Origin of the sequence: uncultured Stenotrophomonas sp. (genome assembly GCF_913778665.1) — a bacterium.
GTDB lineage: Bacteria > Pseudomonadota > Gammaproteobacteria > Xanthomonadales > Xanthomonadaceae > Stenotrophomonas.
On sequence record NZ_CAJYVQ010000011.1, the window covers coordinates 186,029 to 203,090 of the forward strand.

15 protein-coding genes are annotated in these 17,062 nt (G+C 67.4%); 10 read left to right on the forward strand and 5 right to left on the reverse strand.

The window, feature by feature from the left end; all coding sequences use genetic code 11:
* Window positions 1-14 precede the first annotated feature (14 nt).
* Window positions 15-3,371 (reverse strand): S8 family serine peptidase, encoded by a 3,357-nt coding sequence (locus tag QZ853_RS16125; protein ID WP_295575296.1) that lies wholly within the window; start codon window positions 3,369-3,371, stop codon window positions 15-17.
* A 290-nt stretch (window positions 3,372-3,661) separates the two neighbouring features.
* Between QZ853_RS16125 and QZ853_RS16130 the strand changes: the two genes are divergently transcribed.
* From QZ853_RS16130 to QZ853_RS16140, 3 genes are all read left to right on the forward strand, one after another.
* A complete protein-coding gene (locus QZ853_RS16130; protein WP_295575299.1) occupies window positions 3,662-4,966 on the forward strand; it encodes a hypothetical protein in 1,305 nt (434 codons plus the stop codon).
* A 298-nt stretch (window positions 4,967-5,264) separates the two neighbouring features.
* Window positions 5,265-6,005, forward strand: a complete 741-nt coding sequence (locus tag QZ853_RS16135) for a DNA/RNA non-specific endonuclease (RefSeq protein WP_295575302.1) — start codon at window positions 5,265-5,267, stop codon at window positions 6,003-6,005.
* A gap of 104 nt (window positions 6,006-6,109) precedes the next feature.
* On the forward strand, window positions 6,110-6,805 hold the full coding sequence (locus QZ853_RS16140) for an HAD family phosphatase (protein WP_295575305.1): 696 nt from the start codon (window positions 6,110-6,112) through the stop codon (window positions 6,803-6,805).
* 7 nt (window positions 6,806-6,812) lie between these two features.
* On the opposite strand, the gene QZ853_RS16145 is transcribed toward QZ853_RS16140, so the two are convergent.
* From QZ853_RS16145 to QZ853_RS16160, 4 genes are all read right to left on the reverse strand, one after another.
* Window positions 6,813-7,043, reverse strand: a complete 231-nt coding sequence (locus QZ853_RS16145) for a hypothetical protein (RefSeq protein ID WP_295575308.1) — start codon at window positions 7,041-7,043, stop codon at window positions 6,813-6,815.
* On the reverse strand, window positions 7,043-7,465 hold the full coding sequence (locus QZ853_RS16150; RefSeq protein WP_295575310.1) for a VOC family protein: 423 nt from the start codon (window positions 7,463-7,465) through the stop codon (window positions 7,043-7,045). Before QZ853_RS16150 ends, QZ853_RS16145 begins: the two co-directional genes overlap by 1 nt.
* Window positions 7,466-7,475: 10 nt before the next feature.
* Entirely contained in the window at window positions 7,476-7,937 is a 462-nt protein-coding gene (locus tag QZ853_RS16155; protein WP_295575312.1) for a helix-turn-helix transcriptional regulator, read from the reverse strand.
* Window positions 7,938-8,005: 68 nt separating this feature from the next.
* Window positions 8,006-9,361 (reverse strand): sigma-54 dependent transcriptional regulator, encoded by a 1,356-nt coding sequence (locus tag QZ853_RS16160; RefSeq protein WP_295575315.1) that lies wholly within the window; start codon window positions 9,359-9,361, stop codon window positions 8,006-8,008.
* A gap of 397 nt (window positions 9,362-9,758) precedes the next feature.
* Between QZ853_RS16160 and QZ853_RS16165 the strand changes: the two genes are divergently transcribed.
* The 7 genes from QZ853_RS16165 (at window position 9,759) to QZ853_RS16195 (ending at window position 17,056) form a co-directional block, all read left to right on the forward strand.
* On the forward strand, window positions 9,759-10,289 hold the full coding sequence (locus tag QZ853_RS16165; RefSeq protein WP_295575317.1) for a hypothetical protein: 531 nt from the start codon (window positions 9,759-9,761) through the stop codon (window positions 10,287-10,289).
* The gene (locus tag QZ853_RS16170; RefSeq protein WP_295575319.1) at window positions 10,286-10,903 is read left to right on the forward strand and encodes a hypothetical protein; all 618 of its coding nucleotides are present in this window, start codon (window positions 10,286-10,288) and stop codon (window positions 10,901-10,903) included. The genes QZ853_RS16165 and QZ853_RS16170 overlap by 4 nt, the downstream gene beginning before the upstream one ends.
* A gap of 43 nt (window positions 10,904-10,946) precedes the next feature.
* A complete protein-coding gene (locus QZ853_RS16175) occupies window positions 10,947-12,263 on the forward strand; it encodes an adhesin (protein ID WP_295575321.1) in 1,317 nt (438 codons plus the stop codon).
* A gap of 99 nt (window positions 12,264-12,362) precedes the next feature.
* A complete protein-coding gene (locus QZ853_RS16180; RefSeq protein ID WP_295575324.1) occupies window positions 12,363-13,067 on the forward strand; it encodes a C39 family peptidase in 705 nt (234 codons plus the stop codon).
* A 12-nt stretch (window positions 13,068-13,079) separates the two neighbouring features.
* Window positions 13,080-13,829 carry a hypothetical protein gene (locus QZ853_RS16185; protein ID WP_295575326.1) on the forward strand — a complete coding sequence of 250 codons (750 nt, stop codon included), beginning with the start codon at window positions 13,080-13,082 and terminating at the stop codon, window positions 13,827-13,829.
* 48 nt (window positions 13,830-13,877) lie between these two features.
* On the forward strand, window positions 13,878-15,200 hold the full coding sequence (locus QZ853_RS16190) for a transporter (RefSeq protein ID WP_295575328.1): 1,323 nt from the start codon (window positions 13,878-13,880) through the stop codon (window positions 15,198-15,200).
* A gap of 20 nt (window positions 15,201-15,220) precedes the next feature.
* Window positions 15,221-17,056 (forward strand): hypothetical protein, encoded by a 1,836-nt coding sequence (locus tag QZ853_RS16195; protein WP_295575330.1) that lies wholly within the window; start codon window positions 15,221-15,223, stop codon window positions 17,054-17,056.
* Window positions 17,057-17,062: the final 6 nt, after the last annotated feature.

Here is a 17,062-nt window from a genome sequence, read left to right on the forward strand (position 1 = left end):
AGCCTGCGCACGCGCTACGGCGTGACAGTCAATGCAACACGCACCGCGGTCTTCGGCGCGCTCGGATCGTTGCTGCCCACGCAGACGAAACCGGTGTAGCTGCCCGGAGCAAGCCCGCCTGCGTTGATCTGCACCTGCGTGGTCTGGCTGCCGCCCACCACGACGCGGCCCAGTGCACGCGAAGGCGTACCGATCCAGCCGGCACCGCAGGCGTTGCTGCCACCCAGGCCGTAGGCAAGCCCCGGCGCGCCGGTGGTCGCCGACCAGGCGCCACTGCCATCGGGGTTGATGATGGCACCGCGATACACGCTGTCACCGCTGGTGGCGTTGAACCAGAACCAACTGGTGGCCAGCGGTGCGCGTACCGAGACCACCAGCCAGTAGCGGCCCGCAGGCAGGTTCAGGTTCTGTCCTGCCCCGGCCATGTCCAGGTTGATGCTTGCCAGGGTGGACGAAGTACTGACACCGGCACCGCCGACCGTCGCGGTGTACGACCACACGGCCAGCTGCGGCGACGATTCCGGATTGCCTTCCGGGTTGCCGCCGACATCACGGAAGATCGACCAGTTGATGTTGGTCGAGGTGGCCAAGGTGCCGCCGTTGACGAAACCGTCGGCAACGATGCGGGTGATGCCGGTGGCTTCGGTGAGGGTGAAGTCATCGGCGGACAACTGCGCACGCGCGCCCACCGAGGCGGCATCAGTGAAGCGGGTGGAACGACGTCCGTTGGCGTTGTTGGGCGCCTGCGCAACCAGCGTGCGCGTGCCCACGCCGGAGTTGTCGATCTGCCATTCCAGCGGCGAGCCGCCGGTGTTGGCGATCTGCAGGTTGATCGAACCGCTGGCACCGGTCGGCAGGGTCAGCGAACTGGACGGCGGCGTGGCGGCGATCTGCGGCGGCGGCACCGACACGGCGATCGGCAGGCGCAGCAGGGGCTGCGTGGTATCACCGCCCTGCGGCGCCACGGTCAGCCGGGCGAAACGCCAAGTGCCATCGTTGGGCACCGAGCCGGTGGTGACGATCACCCGCACCGCCTTGCTCTCGCCCGGAGCCAGGGTGAATACCGACGGTGAGACCACGGCGGTCAGGCCGGTGACCTTGGCGGTCCAGGTCTGCCGGGTCGGCAGCACGTTGCGGAACACGCGGGTGAAGCTGCAGCTGTCCGAGCACTTTCGCTTGCCCATGCTGGCGATGTTGAGCGAGGCGACGTCGCCGCCATTGGCCGGATCAGCCGCCAGGAAGTTGGCCTTGGTCTCGTTCAGCACCAGGCCGGCACGCAACGCCTGATCGACCTGGATGCGACCGGCGCCCATCGCGAAGGCGTCGCCCGGGGTCAGCCCATCTTCCTTCAGCACTTCCTGGCGGGCGGTCATCATCAGCGCCGAACGCGCTTCCTGCACGGTCCAGTCCGGCCGTGCCTGGCGCAGCAGGGCTGCCGCGCCTGCGTGATGCGGCGACGCCATCGAGGTGCCGTCCATCAGGCCCACGGCATTCTCCGAGCCAGTCACGCTGGTACCGGCAACCACGGCCAGCACGCGCACACCCGGTGCGGTCACGTCAGGCTTGACCAGATCGAAGATGCCGGCCGGGCCACGCGAGCTGAAATCGCCCAGAACGTCCGGGGTGTTGCTGACCTTGGTGGCTGGATAGGCGATACCACCGGTGGCGGCATTGCCGACGCTGTTGGCGAAGGTGCGCAGCGCATCTGCATCGGCCTGGTCGATGGCGAAGGCCGGCACCGTGGCACCGGCCACGTTGGGCAGGATCGGCGTCGGCTGGTTGTTGGCGATCAGGACCGCGATGGCACCGGCCGCGGCGGCATTGTTGACCTTGTCGCTGAAGTTGCACGAGCCACGGCGAACTACGGCGATCGCGCCCTGGAAGCTGTTGGCCGGAAACGCGGCGCAGCCATCGTTGGCGGTATCGATGCCGGTGCTGACGCGCAGCGGCGTGGTGGCCGGGATCGGCGTGGTGAACGGTACGCCGCCGGAGCCTTCGCTCAGCAGGATCACGCTCAACGCCGGCGGCACCACGCCGGGGCCGCTCACCGCGGCATACAGCTCGATGTCACCACGGCCGTGGGTAGCGGCAGCGGTGCTGCCGGTCCACGGTTCCAGATGGCCCAGCGTGTTCGGGCCCGGGCCGGAGTTGCCGGCCGAGGTGGCCACGTAGATGCCGGCATCGGAAGCATTGAGGAAGGCCAGCGACACCGCTTCGCCCCACGGCGCGGTACCACCGGCAATGGAGTAGTTGATGACGTCGACCACGCCGTCGGCCAGCGCCTGGTTCACCGCCGCCAGCGTCGAGGTGTTGGGGCAGAAGCCACGCCCGGTCGACACCTGCGTGTAGCAGGCATCGTAGGCGATGATGTTGGCGCGCGGGGCGACGCCGGAGATATGGATCTGGTTGCCACGGTACGACGCGGTGTGTGGATTGCCCGCCGCGGTGGACGCGGTATGGCTGCCATGCCCGTTGGTATCGCCGAAGCCGGGTTCTTCGCGCACATCGGCAACGCCGCACTGGTTGCCCGGCGCCGCACAGACGAAGTCGTAGCCGCCGATCAGCTTGCTGTTGCAGCGCCCCTCATCGACACCACCTGGCGCACAGGTGCCCAGGTAATTGCCCGCGCCCAGCGGGTTGACGTGCTCGTAGCCGTCTTCGGCACGAGCGGTGAACGCCGGGCTGCCGAAGTTGATGCCCGAGTCGATCACGCCGACCACGATGCCCTCGCCCCGGTAGGGGGTGGGCGTGCCGTTCCACAACGCCGGCGCACCGATCAGGCCCGGGCCGACGTCGGTGTCCTGCTCGTACTCGCGGTATTCCTCGACCAGTTCCACATCCGGCAGCTGGCGCACGCGCTCGGCTTCCTGCGGATTCATCTGCAGTACCGAGGCATTGATGGCGTGCTGCATGCGGCGCTCGACACGCACGCTACGGCCCAGCGTGGCATTGATGCGTGCCTCGTGCTGCACCTGGCGATCTGCCAGGAAGCGCACGTAGTCACGCGAGCGTGCACCCTGCACGGCAATGCGTGGGGTGGGCGTGTTGCCGGTGGCCGCGGCCGCACGGGCGGCACTGGCCGAAGGACGCAGCCGCTCTGGTGCCGCCAAGCCGCGGATATCGCCCTTGTAGGTGGCCAGCGGCTCTTCGCGGTAGACCACGATATAGCGGTTGGAAAGTTCGCCCAGGCCGCTGCCCAGGCCCGATGCGGCCGGACCGGCAGGATTGCCGGCTCGCGCATCCACCGACGGATTGCCGCTCTTCGACTGCGTGGCGGTACTGCGCACACCGATGGCGGCAGCCGCCAGAGCGGCACTGGCCACCAGTGTCAACGCGACCCATTTGCTTCGTTTGATCCATGCATTGCGCATCGAATACCCCTTCAATGAAAGCCCGAGATGCACGCCGGCGCAGCGCCGGCGCTGTGATGTCTGGTGCTTCAATGGCTGGTGCCGCGCGTAGTCCCCGACGGCGTGCACCCTGCTGCCTCCCCGGCAGCGACCCCGACACTACCCTAAAATTTGACGTGCCGCACACTTTCTTGACTTCGTGTTGCCGGGTTCGTCTGTACGCTGCGGTACGGGCGACGCCCAGGCACCCCAGTGGCGTTCGGCTGCTACCGGTGGTATGAGTGCACGCTACACGCCACTGCAGGGATGCCATGGAGCTGCGACGCGCGCTACTGATCTGCGTGATGCCCTGCCTGAGCAGCCTCGCAGCGGCGGCAGAAACAACGATTCCCGATGCTGCCGCGCGTGCTGTTTTCGCCGAGGGCGATGCGCTGTGCCGGTCGGATGCGGGGGCGTTGTGGGGCGCCTCGCTGTGCGGGCCGATGATGCTGGTCGATGCCTCCAGCCGCGAGCTGGCCGCTTCGCATCCGGACGCACAGGGCACCTTGACCGCGCGCAACGGAATCTTCGTGGCCCAACTGCCGGCCGATGCGACGGTTGCCAACACTGCCGTTGACTGGTCGGGCACCCGCTGGACGCAGCTGCGCTGGCCCCTGCCACAGGACCCGGCACGCCGCCGCACGCTGCTGGCGCACGAAATGTTCCATCGCCTGCAACCGGCACTGTCGATCACGCGGCCCGCTGAAGGCGGCAACGAACACCTGGACACGCTCGACGGGCGCTACCTGCTGCAGCTGGAATGGCGGGCGCTCGACGCCGCGCTGTCCATCCGTGATGCCGCTGCGCAGCGCACTGCGGTAACCGACGCGCTCGCGTTCCGTGCTGCGCGCCATGCCCGCTTCCCGGCGGCCGCGCAGGATGAAGCCGCACTGGAGTTGAACGAGGGCTTGGCCGAGTACACCGGCGTTGTCGTTGGCAATCCGACGCCGTCGGCGCGCATCGACGCCGCACGCCACGATCTTCGCGCCCACGTCGATGACCGCAGCTTTGTGCGTTCGTTCGCCTATGCCACCGGCCCGGCGTATGGCCTGCTGCTGGACCAGGTTTCCCCGCGCTGGCGCAGCAATCTCGGCGAGCATGCCCGCGATCTCGGCACGCAGCTGGCGGAAGCGGAACGGATCTCCCCTGCCCTCGACGAACCCGCGCTGCGTGCGGCCGCCGCGCGCTACGGCGGGCCGGCGCTGCACCAGGCGGAAACCCAGCGTGAGCAACGGCGCCTGGCACAGCTGCAGCACAACCGGGCGCGTTTCGTGACCGGGCCGGTGCTGCGGCTGGATCTGCAGAACATGCGCATCCAGTTCGACCCCAACAGCCTGCAGCCACTACCGGGTAGCGGCACGGTGTATCCAACCCTGCAGCTGACCGATGTATGGGGCACCCTGCAGGTGACCGACGGCGCCCTGATGCAGAGCGACTGGAAAGCCGTGTACGTACAGGCACCGGCAGCAGACGGGCCGTTGTTGCAGGGCGACGGCTGGTCGCTGCGCCTCGCGCCCGGCTGGTCGGTGGTGGCGGGTGCACGCCCCGGCGACTATGTAGTGAAGGCGCGGCCCTGAGCCGCGCCACAGGCGTCGCGCCGCCTTAGCACGCGCCCATTTCAGCCATCCATCGCCTGATCTGACACGAGGCCAGTGCTTGCGCACTGTCACAGCTTCGCGTTTTCGTCGTTGACCGAAAGGCGACAGCTTGTGACGCTTTCGACACCGCAGGGCCGCTCTGGCCCGCTCGTTGCGGTCACGCTCCACCGCACTCCGCAGCACCCGTATTCCGCATCCGCATCGGCTCCCCATGACCTCGCATTGACCAGGCCATGGCAGACGCGTGCGCCCTGAACCTTCTTTCTGGAGAACCGCAATGCGCGTTGCACGCTTCTTCCTTGCCTTTGTCCTCAGTGCCGGCGCCGGCGCCGCCCAAGCCCAGGTCGTCACCCTCAACAAGGGCGGCTTCGTGCTGACCTACGATTGCAGCATCCACAGCGCCACCCGTTACGAATACACGCTCACCTTCGACACCGGCTCGGCGGCGCGCCCGTCCAGCTTCTACAAGGACCCGGACCTGCCGGCCGGCTGCCTCGGCCAGAACAGCACCGCCTCGTATGCCAGCATCAAGTCCGGCTATGACCGCGGCCATCTAGTGACCTCCAATCACATGGACTACAACGCGACCTACATCCGCCGCGCCAACTACATGTCCAACATCGTCCCGCAGGTGTCCGGCTTCAACCAGGGCATCTGGGTGAAGGCCGAGAACGTGGCCGAGTGCTACCGCGACATCGCGCCGGTGGACGTCTACGGCGGCGTGGTCTACGGCGATGCCTCCAATGACTACTTCCTGGCCAGCCACGGCATTCCGACCCCGGAGTTCTTCTGGAAGACGATCATCACCCGCGACCCCGACACCGGTACCGCCAAAGCGATCAGCTGGATCATCCCCAACGAAACCAACCTGGGCAGCCTGGACAGCTACCTGGTGACCATCGCCGATCTGGAGGAACTGCTGGGTGCGAGCTACGTGGCGATCGACGCTCCCGCGTCGCTGAAGAACATGCTGCCGGCCAGCACCTGGCCGCAGCCGGCGGGTTGTGACCTGGGCTGACCGGCCTATTGGGGATGAGTGGCACCCGGACCGGGTGCCACACAAGGATGGCTGTGGGAAAATGGCAGGCAATTGCACCATCGCATTGCCCCTTGGAGCTGTAGATGTCCCGTTTTCCCTTCGATGCCGTGCTGTTCGACTGTGACGGCGTGCTGGTCGATTCCGAGCCGCTGGTGGCCCGCGTGCTCTCGGAGATGCTGACCGAGCGCGGCTGGCCGTTGACCCCGGCGCAGGCCGGCGAAGTCTTTCTCGGCCAGTCGGTAGCCCACTTGGCCGGGCTGATCGAAGAACGCACCGGCAAGCCGTTCACCGAGCAATGGCTGGAAGAATTCCGCCTGCAGCGCAACGTTGCGCTGAAGCGTGACCTGCAGGCGATCCAGGGCGCACCGGAGGCGGTGCGTGCGATCGCAGCGGCAACTGGCGGGCGGATTGCCTGTGCGTCCGGCGCAGATCTGCACAAGGTGCAGCTGCAGCTGGGCAAGGTCGGCCTCCTCGATGCCTTCGGCGACCACGTCTACAGCGGCCAGGACATGCCGAACACCAAGCCGCACCCAGACGTCTACCTGGCGGCTGCGGCCGCGCTGGGCGTGGATCCCAAGCGCTGCGCGGTCATTGAAGACACCGTGACCGGTGCGACCGCCGGCGTTGCGGCAGGTGCCACCGTGTTCGGCTTCAGCGAAGGCGGCCCGCACCACAGCACGCCCGAGGCACTGCGGGCGGCCGGTGCGCAGGTGATCTTCCAGCGCATGGAGGATCTTCCGGCGCTGTTGGCGGCCTACGCTGCCGACGCGGCCGCCTGAACATGGCTCACCCCGCAGCGCCCTGCCCGGCGCTGCGGCGCCTGCCGGCGTAGTGCAGTGCGAACAGGTAGAGCCCGGTGAACAGCTGCAGGAACAGCGGCGGCAACGGCGAATAGGTGATCCATGCCGCTGGCTCGGCCTGCCCCAGCCCGCGCGCGACGAAATTGCCGATCACCGCCAGGGTGAACACGATCGACGTCCAGCGGTGTACCGACCGCGCCCAGCCCCCGCGGTTCACTACCGGCGCCTGGTTTCGGAACGGGCTTCGATCATCTTCCAGCCGTTGCCGAACGGGTCACGGAATCCGGCGTCGATCGCACCGAAACGCTCGATCGGTTCCTGGGTGAACTCCACTCCCTTCGCCTGCCATTGCGCATGGCGCGCCCGGCAGTCCTCCACGGCCAGCACCAGCGGCGGCATCGCGCCCTTGGCCACCAGCTGCTGCAGGGCCTGTGCCGTCGCAGCATCGTGGGTCGGCGGTCCGGGCACGAACAGGCCCAGCTGGAAACCGTCCTGGCCGGGACTGCGCACGGTAAGCCAGCGATAGCTGCCGTTGCGGACATCGGTATGGACTTCGAAGCCCAGTTTGCCGACGTAGAAATCGAGTGCTTCATCCTGGTCGCGTACATACAGGCCGACCGTGTTCACGGTATTCGCCATGGGACCTCCCTCAGGTGCGGTCCACGTTAGCAATCGCCTGGCGGCGACGCTTCTCCAAAACTGCGATATCCAGGTCGGGGCGCTGCGCGGCGCGGGCATGGCATTCGGGAACGTGATCGGCGCCTGCATGGCCGGACCGCTCGCGCAGGCGCACATTGCCCGGGCTGTCGCCGGTGATGTCACGGAAGATCCGGCCGAAGGTGCCAAGGCTGGCCCACCCGGTCTTCGCCGCGATCTCGGTGACCGGCAGGTCGGTCTCGCGCAGCAGCGCCACCGCCCGCTCGATGCGGCGGCTGAGCAGGTAACGATGCGGCGGCAGGCCGAAGGCCTGCTTGAAGGCCCGTGCGAAATGCGCCGTCGACACCGCACTGACCTCGGCCAAGCGCGAAACCGGCCAGTCTTCATGGCTGGCATGGTCCATGCGGTCCTTGGCACGCAGCAGGCGCCGCAGCAGTTCGGGGCTCTGGTTCATCGGATGCGCGCTGCCAGGCAGGGGCGATTGCCGAAGCCTGGGTGGTGTGGCCTGCGCCGTCAACCGGCTCAACGCTGCGCGGGCAGCTCCAGCCGGTGCTTCCGGCACAGGCGATAGACCGTCACCCGCGAGATCTGCATCTGCCGTGCGCACTCGGACACGTTGTAGCCGGTCTGGCGCAGCGTCTGCAGCAGCACGTCGCGCTCGGCCTGGCCGCGCGCATCGTGCAGCATCGCACCGGGCACGGCCTGCACGGGAGTGCCCAGCTCCAGGTCCCGCTCGCTGATCAGCTCGCCTTCGGCCATGATCGCAGCGCGCTGCACCCGGTTGAGCAGTTCGCGCACGTTGCCCGGCCAGTCGAAGCGGCGCATCGCCTGGATCGCCGCCGGCGAGAATCCACGCGCACGCACGCTGTGGCGCAGGCGGAAGCAGCGCAGGAAATGCGCGGCCAGCAGCTGCACGTCCGCACCACGCTCGCGCAACGGCGGCATCGGCAAGCGCAGCACGTTGAGGCGGTAGTAAAGATCACTGCGGAAGCGACCATGGGCCACCGCGTGTTCCAATTCGACATGGGTCGCGGCCAGCACGCGCACATCGGCGCGCAGCGGCTGGCTGCTGCCGACCCGCTCGAAGGTGCCTTCCTGCAGCACGCGCAGCAGGCTGGTCTGTGCCTCGGCAGGCAGGTCCCCCACTTCGTCGAGGAACACGGTGCCCCCCTGCGCCGATTCGAACACGCCGATCTGGCGCTTGTCGGCACCGGTGAACGAGCCGCGCTCATGCCCGAACAGCTCCGACTGCACGAGGTTGGCCGGGATCGCGCCGCAGTTGACTGCAATGAAGGGCTTGCCGGCGCGGCCGGACAACGCATGCAGCGCGTGCGCGGCCAGTTCCTTGCCGGTGCCGGTTTCACCGGTGACGAGTACCGGCAGCTCCACCGGCGCGAACTTGTGCAGCACCGTGCGCACTGCATGCAGCGAAGGGCTCTCGCCGATCAATGCACGCGGCCCGTGCCCGTTGCACGCACCATCGACCGAGGGATCGTCCGCATCGAACTGCTGGCGCATCGCGCTGACCAGGTCCTGCAGCCCAAACGGCAGCGTGAACCGCGCCCGGCACGCCTGCAGCAATGGCTGCCAGGACGGCGGCGTGGCGCCGGCACCGGGCGGCAGCACCGCCAACCACGGCAGGTGCTGGTGCTGCTCGACCCACGGTGCCATCAACTGCAATGCGGCTGCATCCAGGTGCCGAAAATCCAGCACCGCGAGCAATCGATCACGCCCGCGCAGGCCGATCGCCATGCCGGGGTCGGGGTGGATGCTGCGCACGTACCAGCCTGCAGCCGCCAGCGCGCTGCGCTCACTGGCCAGCGGCTCGCCGAACCAGAGTACGCAGCGCGATGTTGAAGCCTCCGGGACCGCCGCCATGCTTTCCCCCAGCATCCGGACACCGTCGGCGGACTGTCAGGCAATCACCGGCGCGCCGACCCCCGCCGGGACCTCTACGGCCACCGCAGCGGCCTTTGCTGGGCGGATCCTAGCGCTGCGCTAAACGACTGCGCAATGAGCAGCGCGTCAAGACTTACTCGACTGAAGCGGCACCGTTGCACTCTGGGACAGCGGCTGTAACAGAAATGCGACAGTCGTGCGTCTGCCTTGCCCTGTGGCAGCTGCGGGCCGCGCAATCCCAACAATTTCCGCACGCCGTTGTAACGCCCTCGCGCCACCCGACCGCGCCGACCCCCGGCCATCGGTTGCGGCGCGGACCTCCGGCAGTTGGCACGGTTGATGCGTGGTTCCGCCGCACCCATCGCGGGAGATCGGCATGGACGGCAGCACCCTGAATCGCGGCTTGGCGGCATCGCTGGCGCTGGCCCTGCTCGCAGCGTCCCCGGCCGCCGGCGCGTCCGGCGCCCGCCAGGGCGTGAAGGCGCAACCGGGAGAAATCGTCCTGCTGCGCGATGTATCTGCGCGGCCGGCCTATCGGATGGCACCACCGGGCGTGGCCCTGATCGCCGACCCGAAGCCTCAGCGCGAAATCGCCGCCGCGCTCGGCAGCGGCACGGCAAACGGCATGGCTGAATTGAGCGATGACGACTACGCCGGCATGGGTGCCGGCCACAGCGACATGCTCGCGTCGGGGCATGGCACCACGGTCGAGCGCGTGACGCAGCAAGCACTGGGCGGCACGCTCGGACGCAGCAGCGACGGCATGGTCAGCGGCAGCCTCGGCGGCGCTCTCGGCGGCCCCTTGGGTGCCGTGGGCAGCGGCACGCGCGGCATCGGCGATACCGTGCGCGGCGCGCTGGCCCAGTTTCCGCTGCAGGACCCGGCGGCCCCGGCGGGTGGCAAGTGAAACGCGTGCCTTGGCCGCTGCTGATCCTCGCACTCGCGCCGCCGCTCGCGCTGGCCGATGACTACACCGGAATGCTGGCCTACCTGGATGTGGCCCGCATCGACGGCCGCGCACTGGCCGGCGCGTCGGGTGCGATCGCGGTGAACCAGGCCGCCGGTGACCTCAACCAGCAGGCCAACCTGCGCGGCCTCGCCCGCGGCGGACGCGCCGACGTGGCGATCAGCGCCCAGCAGCTGCAGCGCGGCAACCGGGTGCTGTCGGCACCGTTGCAGGCACACGCGGACATCGGCGGTGACGCACTGGCCGGCGCCAGCGGCATCGCATCCATCAACCAGGCCAGCGGCATCGCCAACACGACGCTCAACGTCGTCAGCGCGACGCTGGCCCGACAGGGCATACGCGAAACCGACGACTCGGCCTTGGCCGCCGAGGGTTCCGCGTTGGCAGGGGGGCGGGACGACGCCGGTCGCGGCGTTGCGACCGGCACCCGCAGCGTCGGTGTAGCCAGCACCGCACTGCGGGGATTCGACGGGGTCCTGCAACTCAATCAGATCGCGGGCAGCGGCAACGACACGGCCAATGTGCTGGGCCTCGTCGTGCAGGACCGCCCGTGACAACCACCCAACCGATGCACCACCTGATGAGAGAGAGGGCACCATGAAAGCGACCTTCAAACGGACCATGCTCGCCATGGCGATTGCCACTGCCTCGACCGCCGCTGCGGCCAATGGCTGGGACAACCAGAACGCCAACGCGAACATCAACCACAACCACACCGTCAGCGAAACCCGCAACGACACCCACAACCACACCGACAACGACGTGCGCAACCGCACCGTCAATGTCAACGTGCAGAAGCACAGCACCATCCAGGCCGACGAACGCAAGGAAAAGAACAACCACGGCGTTGATGTGAACCTGGAGAAGGACCTGCGCCTGAGCTCCGACGTGAACTTCTCCGGTGATCCCACCATCTCGGGTGACATCGACCTGGATTCGGCCGCGATCGCGGTGATCGACAACCGGCAGTCGATCAGCAACAACGCCACCAGCAACAGCCTGGTCACCAACCGTGCCTCGATCGGTGACAGCGTAGGTGCCGGTGCGTCGGGCAACCTCGGCTTCAACGTGGTATCCGGCGACAACAACGCGCAGGACAACGCCGCATCGCTGTCCGCGGCCGACGCCTCCTTCAGCTTCGGCATGGCCGACGCCGAAGTGTTCGTCAACCAAGCCGGGTTCGGCAACGTCACCCAGAACTCCGGCGTCACCAACGCCGCGAGCCTCGGTGGCAATGCCTTCGGCGGCGCATCCGGCAACATCGGGGTGAACATCGCCTCGGGCAACAACAACGAGCAGAAGAACGCGCTCGCCGCCTCGGTGGCAACCACCGCGGTGGCGCAGTCCAGCATCAGCTCCAACCAGGTGTCCACCGGCAACTCGGTCAGCAACGCCGGCTTCGTGAAGTCCTACACCGATACCGTGCAGGTCGGCATGCGTGGCGGTGTCAGCGGCCTGACCCTGGCCTATGGAGCCGGCACTTACCGCGGCACCGGCAACGCCTACCAGATGGCCAACTACTACCTGGATACGTGGAACGGCGAACTGCCGCATCCGGGTGGCAACAGCACCGGCCACATCGATCTCGACAACCAGATCCAGAACGCCACGATGAACCCCAACCGGCCGGGGGTCGGCGGCCTGGGCTTCGATACGCGTGAAAGCGGCACCAGCCAGTTCGTCGAACTGGGCGTTGCCGACCTGTACGCCAGCCTCAGCGGCACGGTCAACACCACACGCTGGGTGAACGTGGATGCGACCAACACCTCGGCATTGTCCGGCAGCGCCTTCTCCGGCGCCTCCGGCAACATCGGCGTGAACGTGGCCTCGGGCACTGGCAATCTGCAGGCCAACAGCCTCGCTCTGGCCGTCGCCCAGCCCAGCACCGGCGGCGGTGGTGGCAGCGGCGAGTAAGCGCAACACCCCGGCCGTCCGCCAATGGCCGGGTTCCCGGGAGCCCCTGTTCCTCCTCCCCCTTGGAACGGGGGCTCCCCCCTGCTGCTGGAGACTGTGATGAGTCATTGCCGTCTTTCGATACGCCTGCTGTCCTGCCTGCTGGTGATGGCCACCGCGTCGGCGTGGGCCGGCGAGGTGCGCTTCAGTGGCGTGCTGCCCAACGGCGCACTGCTGCAGCAGAAGGTGGAGAGCATGCAGGAGCGGCGCTACCGCAACGTAGTGCGCCAGCACACCGACTACAGCTGTGGGGCGGCGGCGCTGGCGACCATCCTGCGCCACGCCTACCACCTGGATACCGACGAGGCGACGGTGATCGAAGGGATGATGGGGGTGTCCGATCCGGCGCTGGTGGCCGAGCGCGGCTTCTCGCTGCTCGACATCAAGCGCTACGTCGAGTCGCTGGGCATGCGCGGACGCGGGTACCGCATTGACGAAACGCGCCTGCGCACCCTGCGCGTTCCCGGCCTGGTGCTGATGGACGTGCGCGGCTTCCGCCATTTCGTGGTGCTCAAGCAGGTGCACCAAGGCTTCGTCGAAGTGGCAGACCCGATCCTCGGCAACCGCAGCATGGCCCTGCCCGAATTCCTGGCGGCCTGGCCGTCACGCGCCGTGTTCGTGGTGATCGGCAGTGATTTTGATCGCAACACGGTATTGCTCCAGCCCAGCGAACGGCCCAGTGCCCGCGCGCTCTACGCGCGACAGGGACCGATCACCGATGCCGAACTGGTCGACTTCGGCTTCAGCCACGCCGACCTGTTCTGAAGGAGGCTTCACATGTTGCGCCGTTCCCTGTTGATGGTCCTGCTGCTGGCGACCCCGGCCCTGCCCGTGCTGGCAGCGGAAGGCACGCCCGGGCGTGGGCTGAAGGAAATCCCGGACCCCGAACTGAACCTGATGCGTGGCCGCTACACCGTCGGTGACACCCGCGTGGCCTGGTTCGGGGTGACCATGGTCTCGCAATGGCACGCCAGCAATGGCACCGCGCTGCAGGGCGCACTGGCGCTGGGCATGGACTTCCGTGGCGGCGGCGCACCGAAGCTGAGTTTCCAGCCCAGCGTGCACGTCACCGCCGCCGATGCGCCACTGCCAGCCACGCCGGGGCGCAGCATCGACAGCAGTGGCCTGGCCAATGCCAACGGCCTCGTGCAGAGCGTGCAGGTGGCCGGCGATGGCAACGTCGCGCGCAACACCACCACGCTGACGGTGCGCGACGGCGCGCTGCCCACCCCGGCCGCCCGCGGCGAGCGTTCGGCCAGCGTGCAGCAAGCTGGCGTCCGCGCCACTGCGGCGCTGGAGAGCAACCAGGCACGCCTGCTGCTGCAGATGGACGGCCAGGGACTGGTCCAGCAATGGATACGCAATGGAAGCGTCGGCCAGGGCATCGCCCTGAGCGGTGACGGCCAGGCCGCCAGCAACCAGCTGCGGCTGGAGCTGGTGCGTGATTCCGCGGGCGGCAACCTGCCCTTGAGCCAGAACGTGGCCCAGGCGATTGCGCTGAACCGTGGCATGGGGCCGGGCCAGTAGCACGGGCTCGGCATTTGGGGGACGCGTTGCACAACGCAGGACACGAACATGCATACCCTTCTGAGGATCACCCCGTTGGCGCTGGCGGCGCTGGCGGGCACCGCTCTCGCCGCGCCACCGACGGCCGACGACAGCACCGACGTACAGGCGCTGGCCAACCAGCTGGAGCAGCTGAAGAGCAACTACGCAGCGGAGGTGCGACGGCTGCGCGAGCTTGACATGCAGGTGCAGGCGATGCAGGCGCGATTGAGTGGACGCACGGGGGCTACCGGGCCGGCAACGGCGGCAGCAACGGGCACGGGCACGGGCACGGGCACGGCAGTCGAGCATGGCTCGACTCCGCAAACGCCGCCGGGTGGTGAGGGCTATGCCAGCACCGCCGCCGAGGCACAGCAGGCCAGGCAGGAGTCGCGGCGCAGCGTGGATGATGTGAAGCAGCAGCAGTCGGCGCTGTTCTCACGCCGCTTCACCATCGAAAACAGCCTCACCTACGCCCGCTACGACCGCAAGCAGCTCACCCTCAACGGCTTCCTGGCGCTGGATGCGATCTTCCTTGGCAACATCGCCATCGAGAACGTGGAGTCCGATTCGCTCACCTACAACCTGGCCGCACGCTGGGGCGTGAGCCCGAACCTTACGCTGAACCTGGACGTGCCCTACCTGGCACGGCGCACGGTATACCAGAAAGGCGGTGCCGGTGGCGCAGCAGCCGCGATCGCGCAGGAACAGACCAATGGCAATGGCCTGGGCGACATCGGCGTGAGCGCCAACTACCGCCTGTTTGGCGAACGCGGCTGGCGGCCCGAGACGGTGCTCACTGCCGGAGTGACCGCGCCCACCGGGCGCGCACCCTACGGCCTGGACTGGAAGGTGATCGAGCGCGACAACGACGATTACATCCGCTTCGCCGTGCCAAAAGAGCAGCCCACCGGCAACGGGGTGTGGCAGGCCAATGTCGGCCTGTCGATGGTCAAGACGGCCGATCCGGCGATCCTGTTCGCCAACCTCGGCTATGTGCATTCGTTCCCGCATGGCTTCGATGACATCGACAGCAACCCGGACACCGTCAATCCCGGCGATGTGAAGCTCGGCGGCTCGGTGTACTTCGGGGCCGGCGTGGCCTTCGCCTTCAACGAACGCACCAGCCTCAGCCTGTCCTTCAGCGATCGCATCAGCGCCCGCGCCTCCACCCGCTTCCAGGGCGGACAGTGGATGAAGGTGATCGGCAGCGACGCCAACGCGGCGTCACTGAATCTCGGCGTGACCTACGCCCTGAACCCGCACACCACCCTGGTAACGCTGCTCGGGATCGGCCTGACCCCGGATGCGCCGGACTTCACCCTGGCGTTCAAGATCCCGTACATGCTCTAGCCCCGCGGCCCGGCGACGGCGTGGCTGCGGCCCGCCGTCGTCGATTCCACCGCATCGGCACGGATCCGCGCGATGGCGCCGCATTGCGCGTCGATTCGGCCGATTCCCGCAGTCGCCCCGTTTCTAGCATGCCCCTGAGCCGGCCATTCCAGGCCTCGCGCCGCGCAGGGTGCTCCATGCTGAACATCATCCGCAACGACATCATCGGCTGGACCGTGCAGGACTCGAGTCCGACGGAAGCCTTGGTCCTCAACAACATCACCGTCGGAAAGGGCGGCGAAGCCATTCCGTGGAACACCTACGGCATGGAGATCGAGTTCTGTACGCACGACAGTTCGATCTTCGCCTTCACCCATGTGACCGCCGCCCGTCTGTGGCCCGGAGAGATCCCGTGGAAGAACACCACGAAGCTGGACCTGGGCGAGAACGGTCCATGGATGATCGAATCCGACTCCGACCACACCTTTGAACTTGTCAGTCCGCCCCTGCACTTCAGCACCATCGAGGCAGCGTATGGATTCAAGGCCAAGGTGGTTCAGGCGCTACGCGATTCGGTCGCGGTCACTGTGCCGCCCCCGGACGGCCGGACGGAGATCGAGGATGCGCCGATGGACGCCGGCACCCCGATCGTAGCCTGCCTCTTCCACCGTTGGGAGGAGCGCTTCCGGGGACGCCTGCGTGCCCTTCTCACTGATGCTGCCCATGCGGGCCTGATTGGCCTGCACGAGCAGGACAACGCTGCACAGCAGCTTGCGCCTCCCAGCTGCGAGTACGCCGACTGGAACCGGGTGGACGGGGAGGTCAACCTCTACAACGTTGACGATGGCATCAACATTCCTGCCGCCCGCTATCGCCTCCAGTTGCAGCAGGACACATGGCCGGGCTACACCCGCCAGATCATTCTTGCCAAGTACAGCAAGTTCTGGTCCAGCGGATTCTCCTCGCAGATGAACCTGCCCATGACCCTGTGTGGCTACTACCTGTACATGCTGCGCAAGACAGCCATGCCCCGGTACAACGAACTGCTCACCGGCCTCGGGCATCCTCCGTGCATCACCGAGCGCGACAACCGCAAGCTCAATCACTGGTACTGGCGGCATGTCCTGCTGCGCGCCTGCTGTGGCTACATCTTCAAGGTACAGGGCTTGGACACACAGCATGCGTTCGATGCGGTACAGCTGCCGCGTTGCGCCGTGCTCTACCTGGTCTCAAGCAAGCTGCTCACCGGTGCCATGGCCGCCATCAGCGAGCCGTTGCAGCTGGAGATGCAACGTGCCGCCTGGGACGCCAGCTCCACCCAGGCCATCGACGCGGACCAAGGCAGCACGTTGACGTCGGCGCAGCGTGACTGGGCGCCCTATCACAGCAGCCTGAAGGATCTGACCGGCATCTGGTTGAAGGCCTCGCTGCTGGATGTACTGCGCACACAGGATCTGGCCACCTACCAATGGGCGGTGCTGAACCTGCCTGCGGTGCTGAGGGATCCCACCATCTGGTTCACCGCGTTCGAAGACTGGGATGTACTCAGAACCATTGAACAACTGCGCGATCGCGCGGATGTGGACTGGAATGACCTGGACTACTTCCGCCGCCGTGAGACACGTGCGGCGTTGACCGCACGCATACAGGCCGTCGCGCGGGAACTGGCCGATCGGTTGACCGGTCTCGGCCAACCGTTGCCACCGGTGCCGGGGCCGGTCGACCTGCCACCACCAGATCAACGCCGCTTCCTGGAGCGCGAAGGCGTTCCGCCATGGGAAGCGCGCTACGACACGTTGTACCGGCCGATCGTCACCGACGCCGAGGGAAATGCCGTGCAGCCTGCCCGCTATCTGATCGAACACCGCAACAACTGACCACCC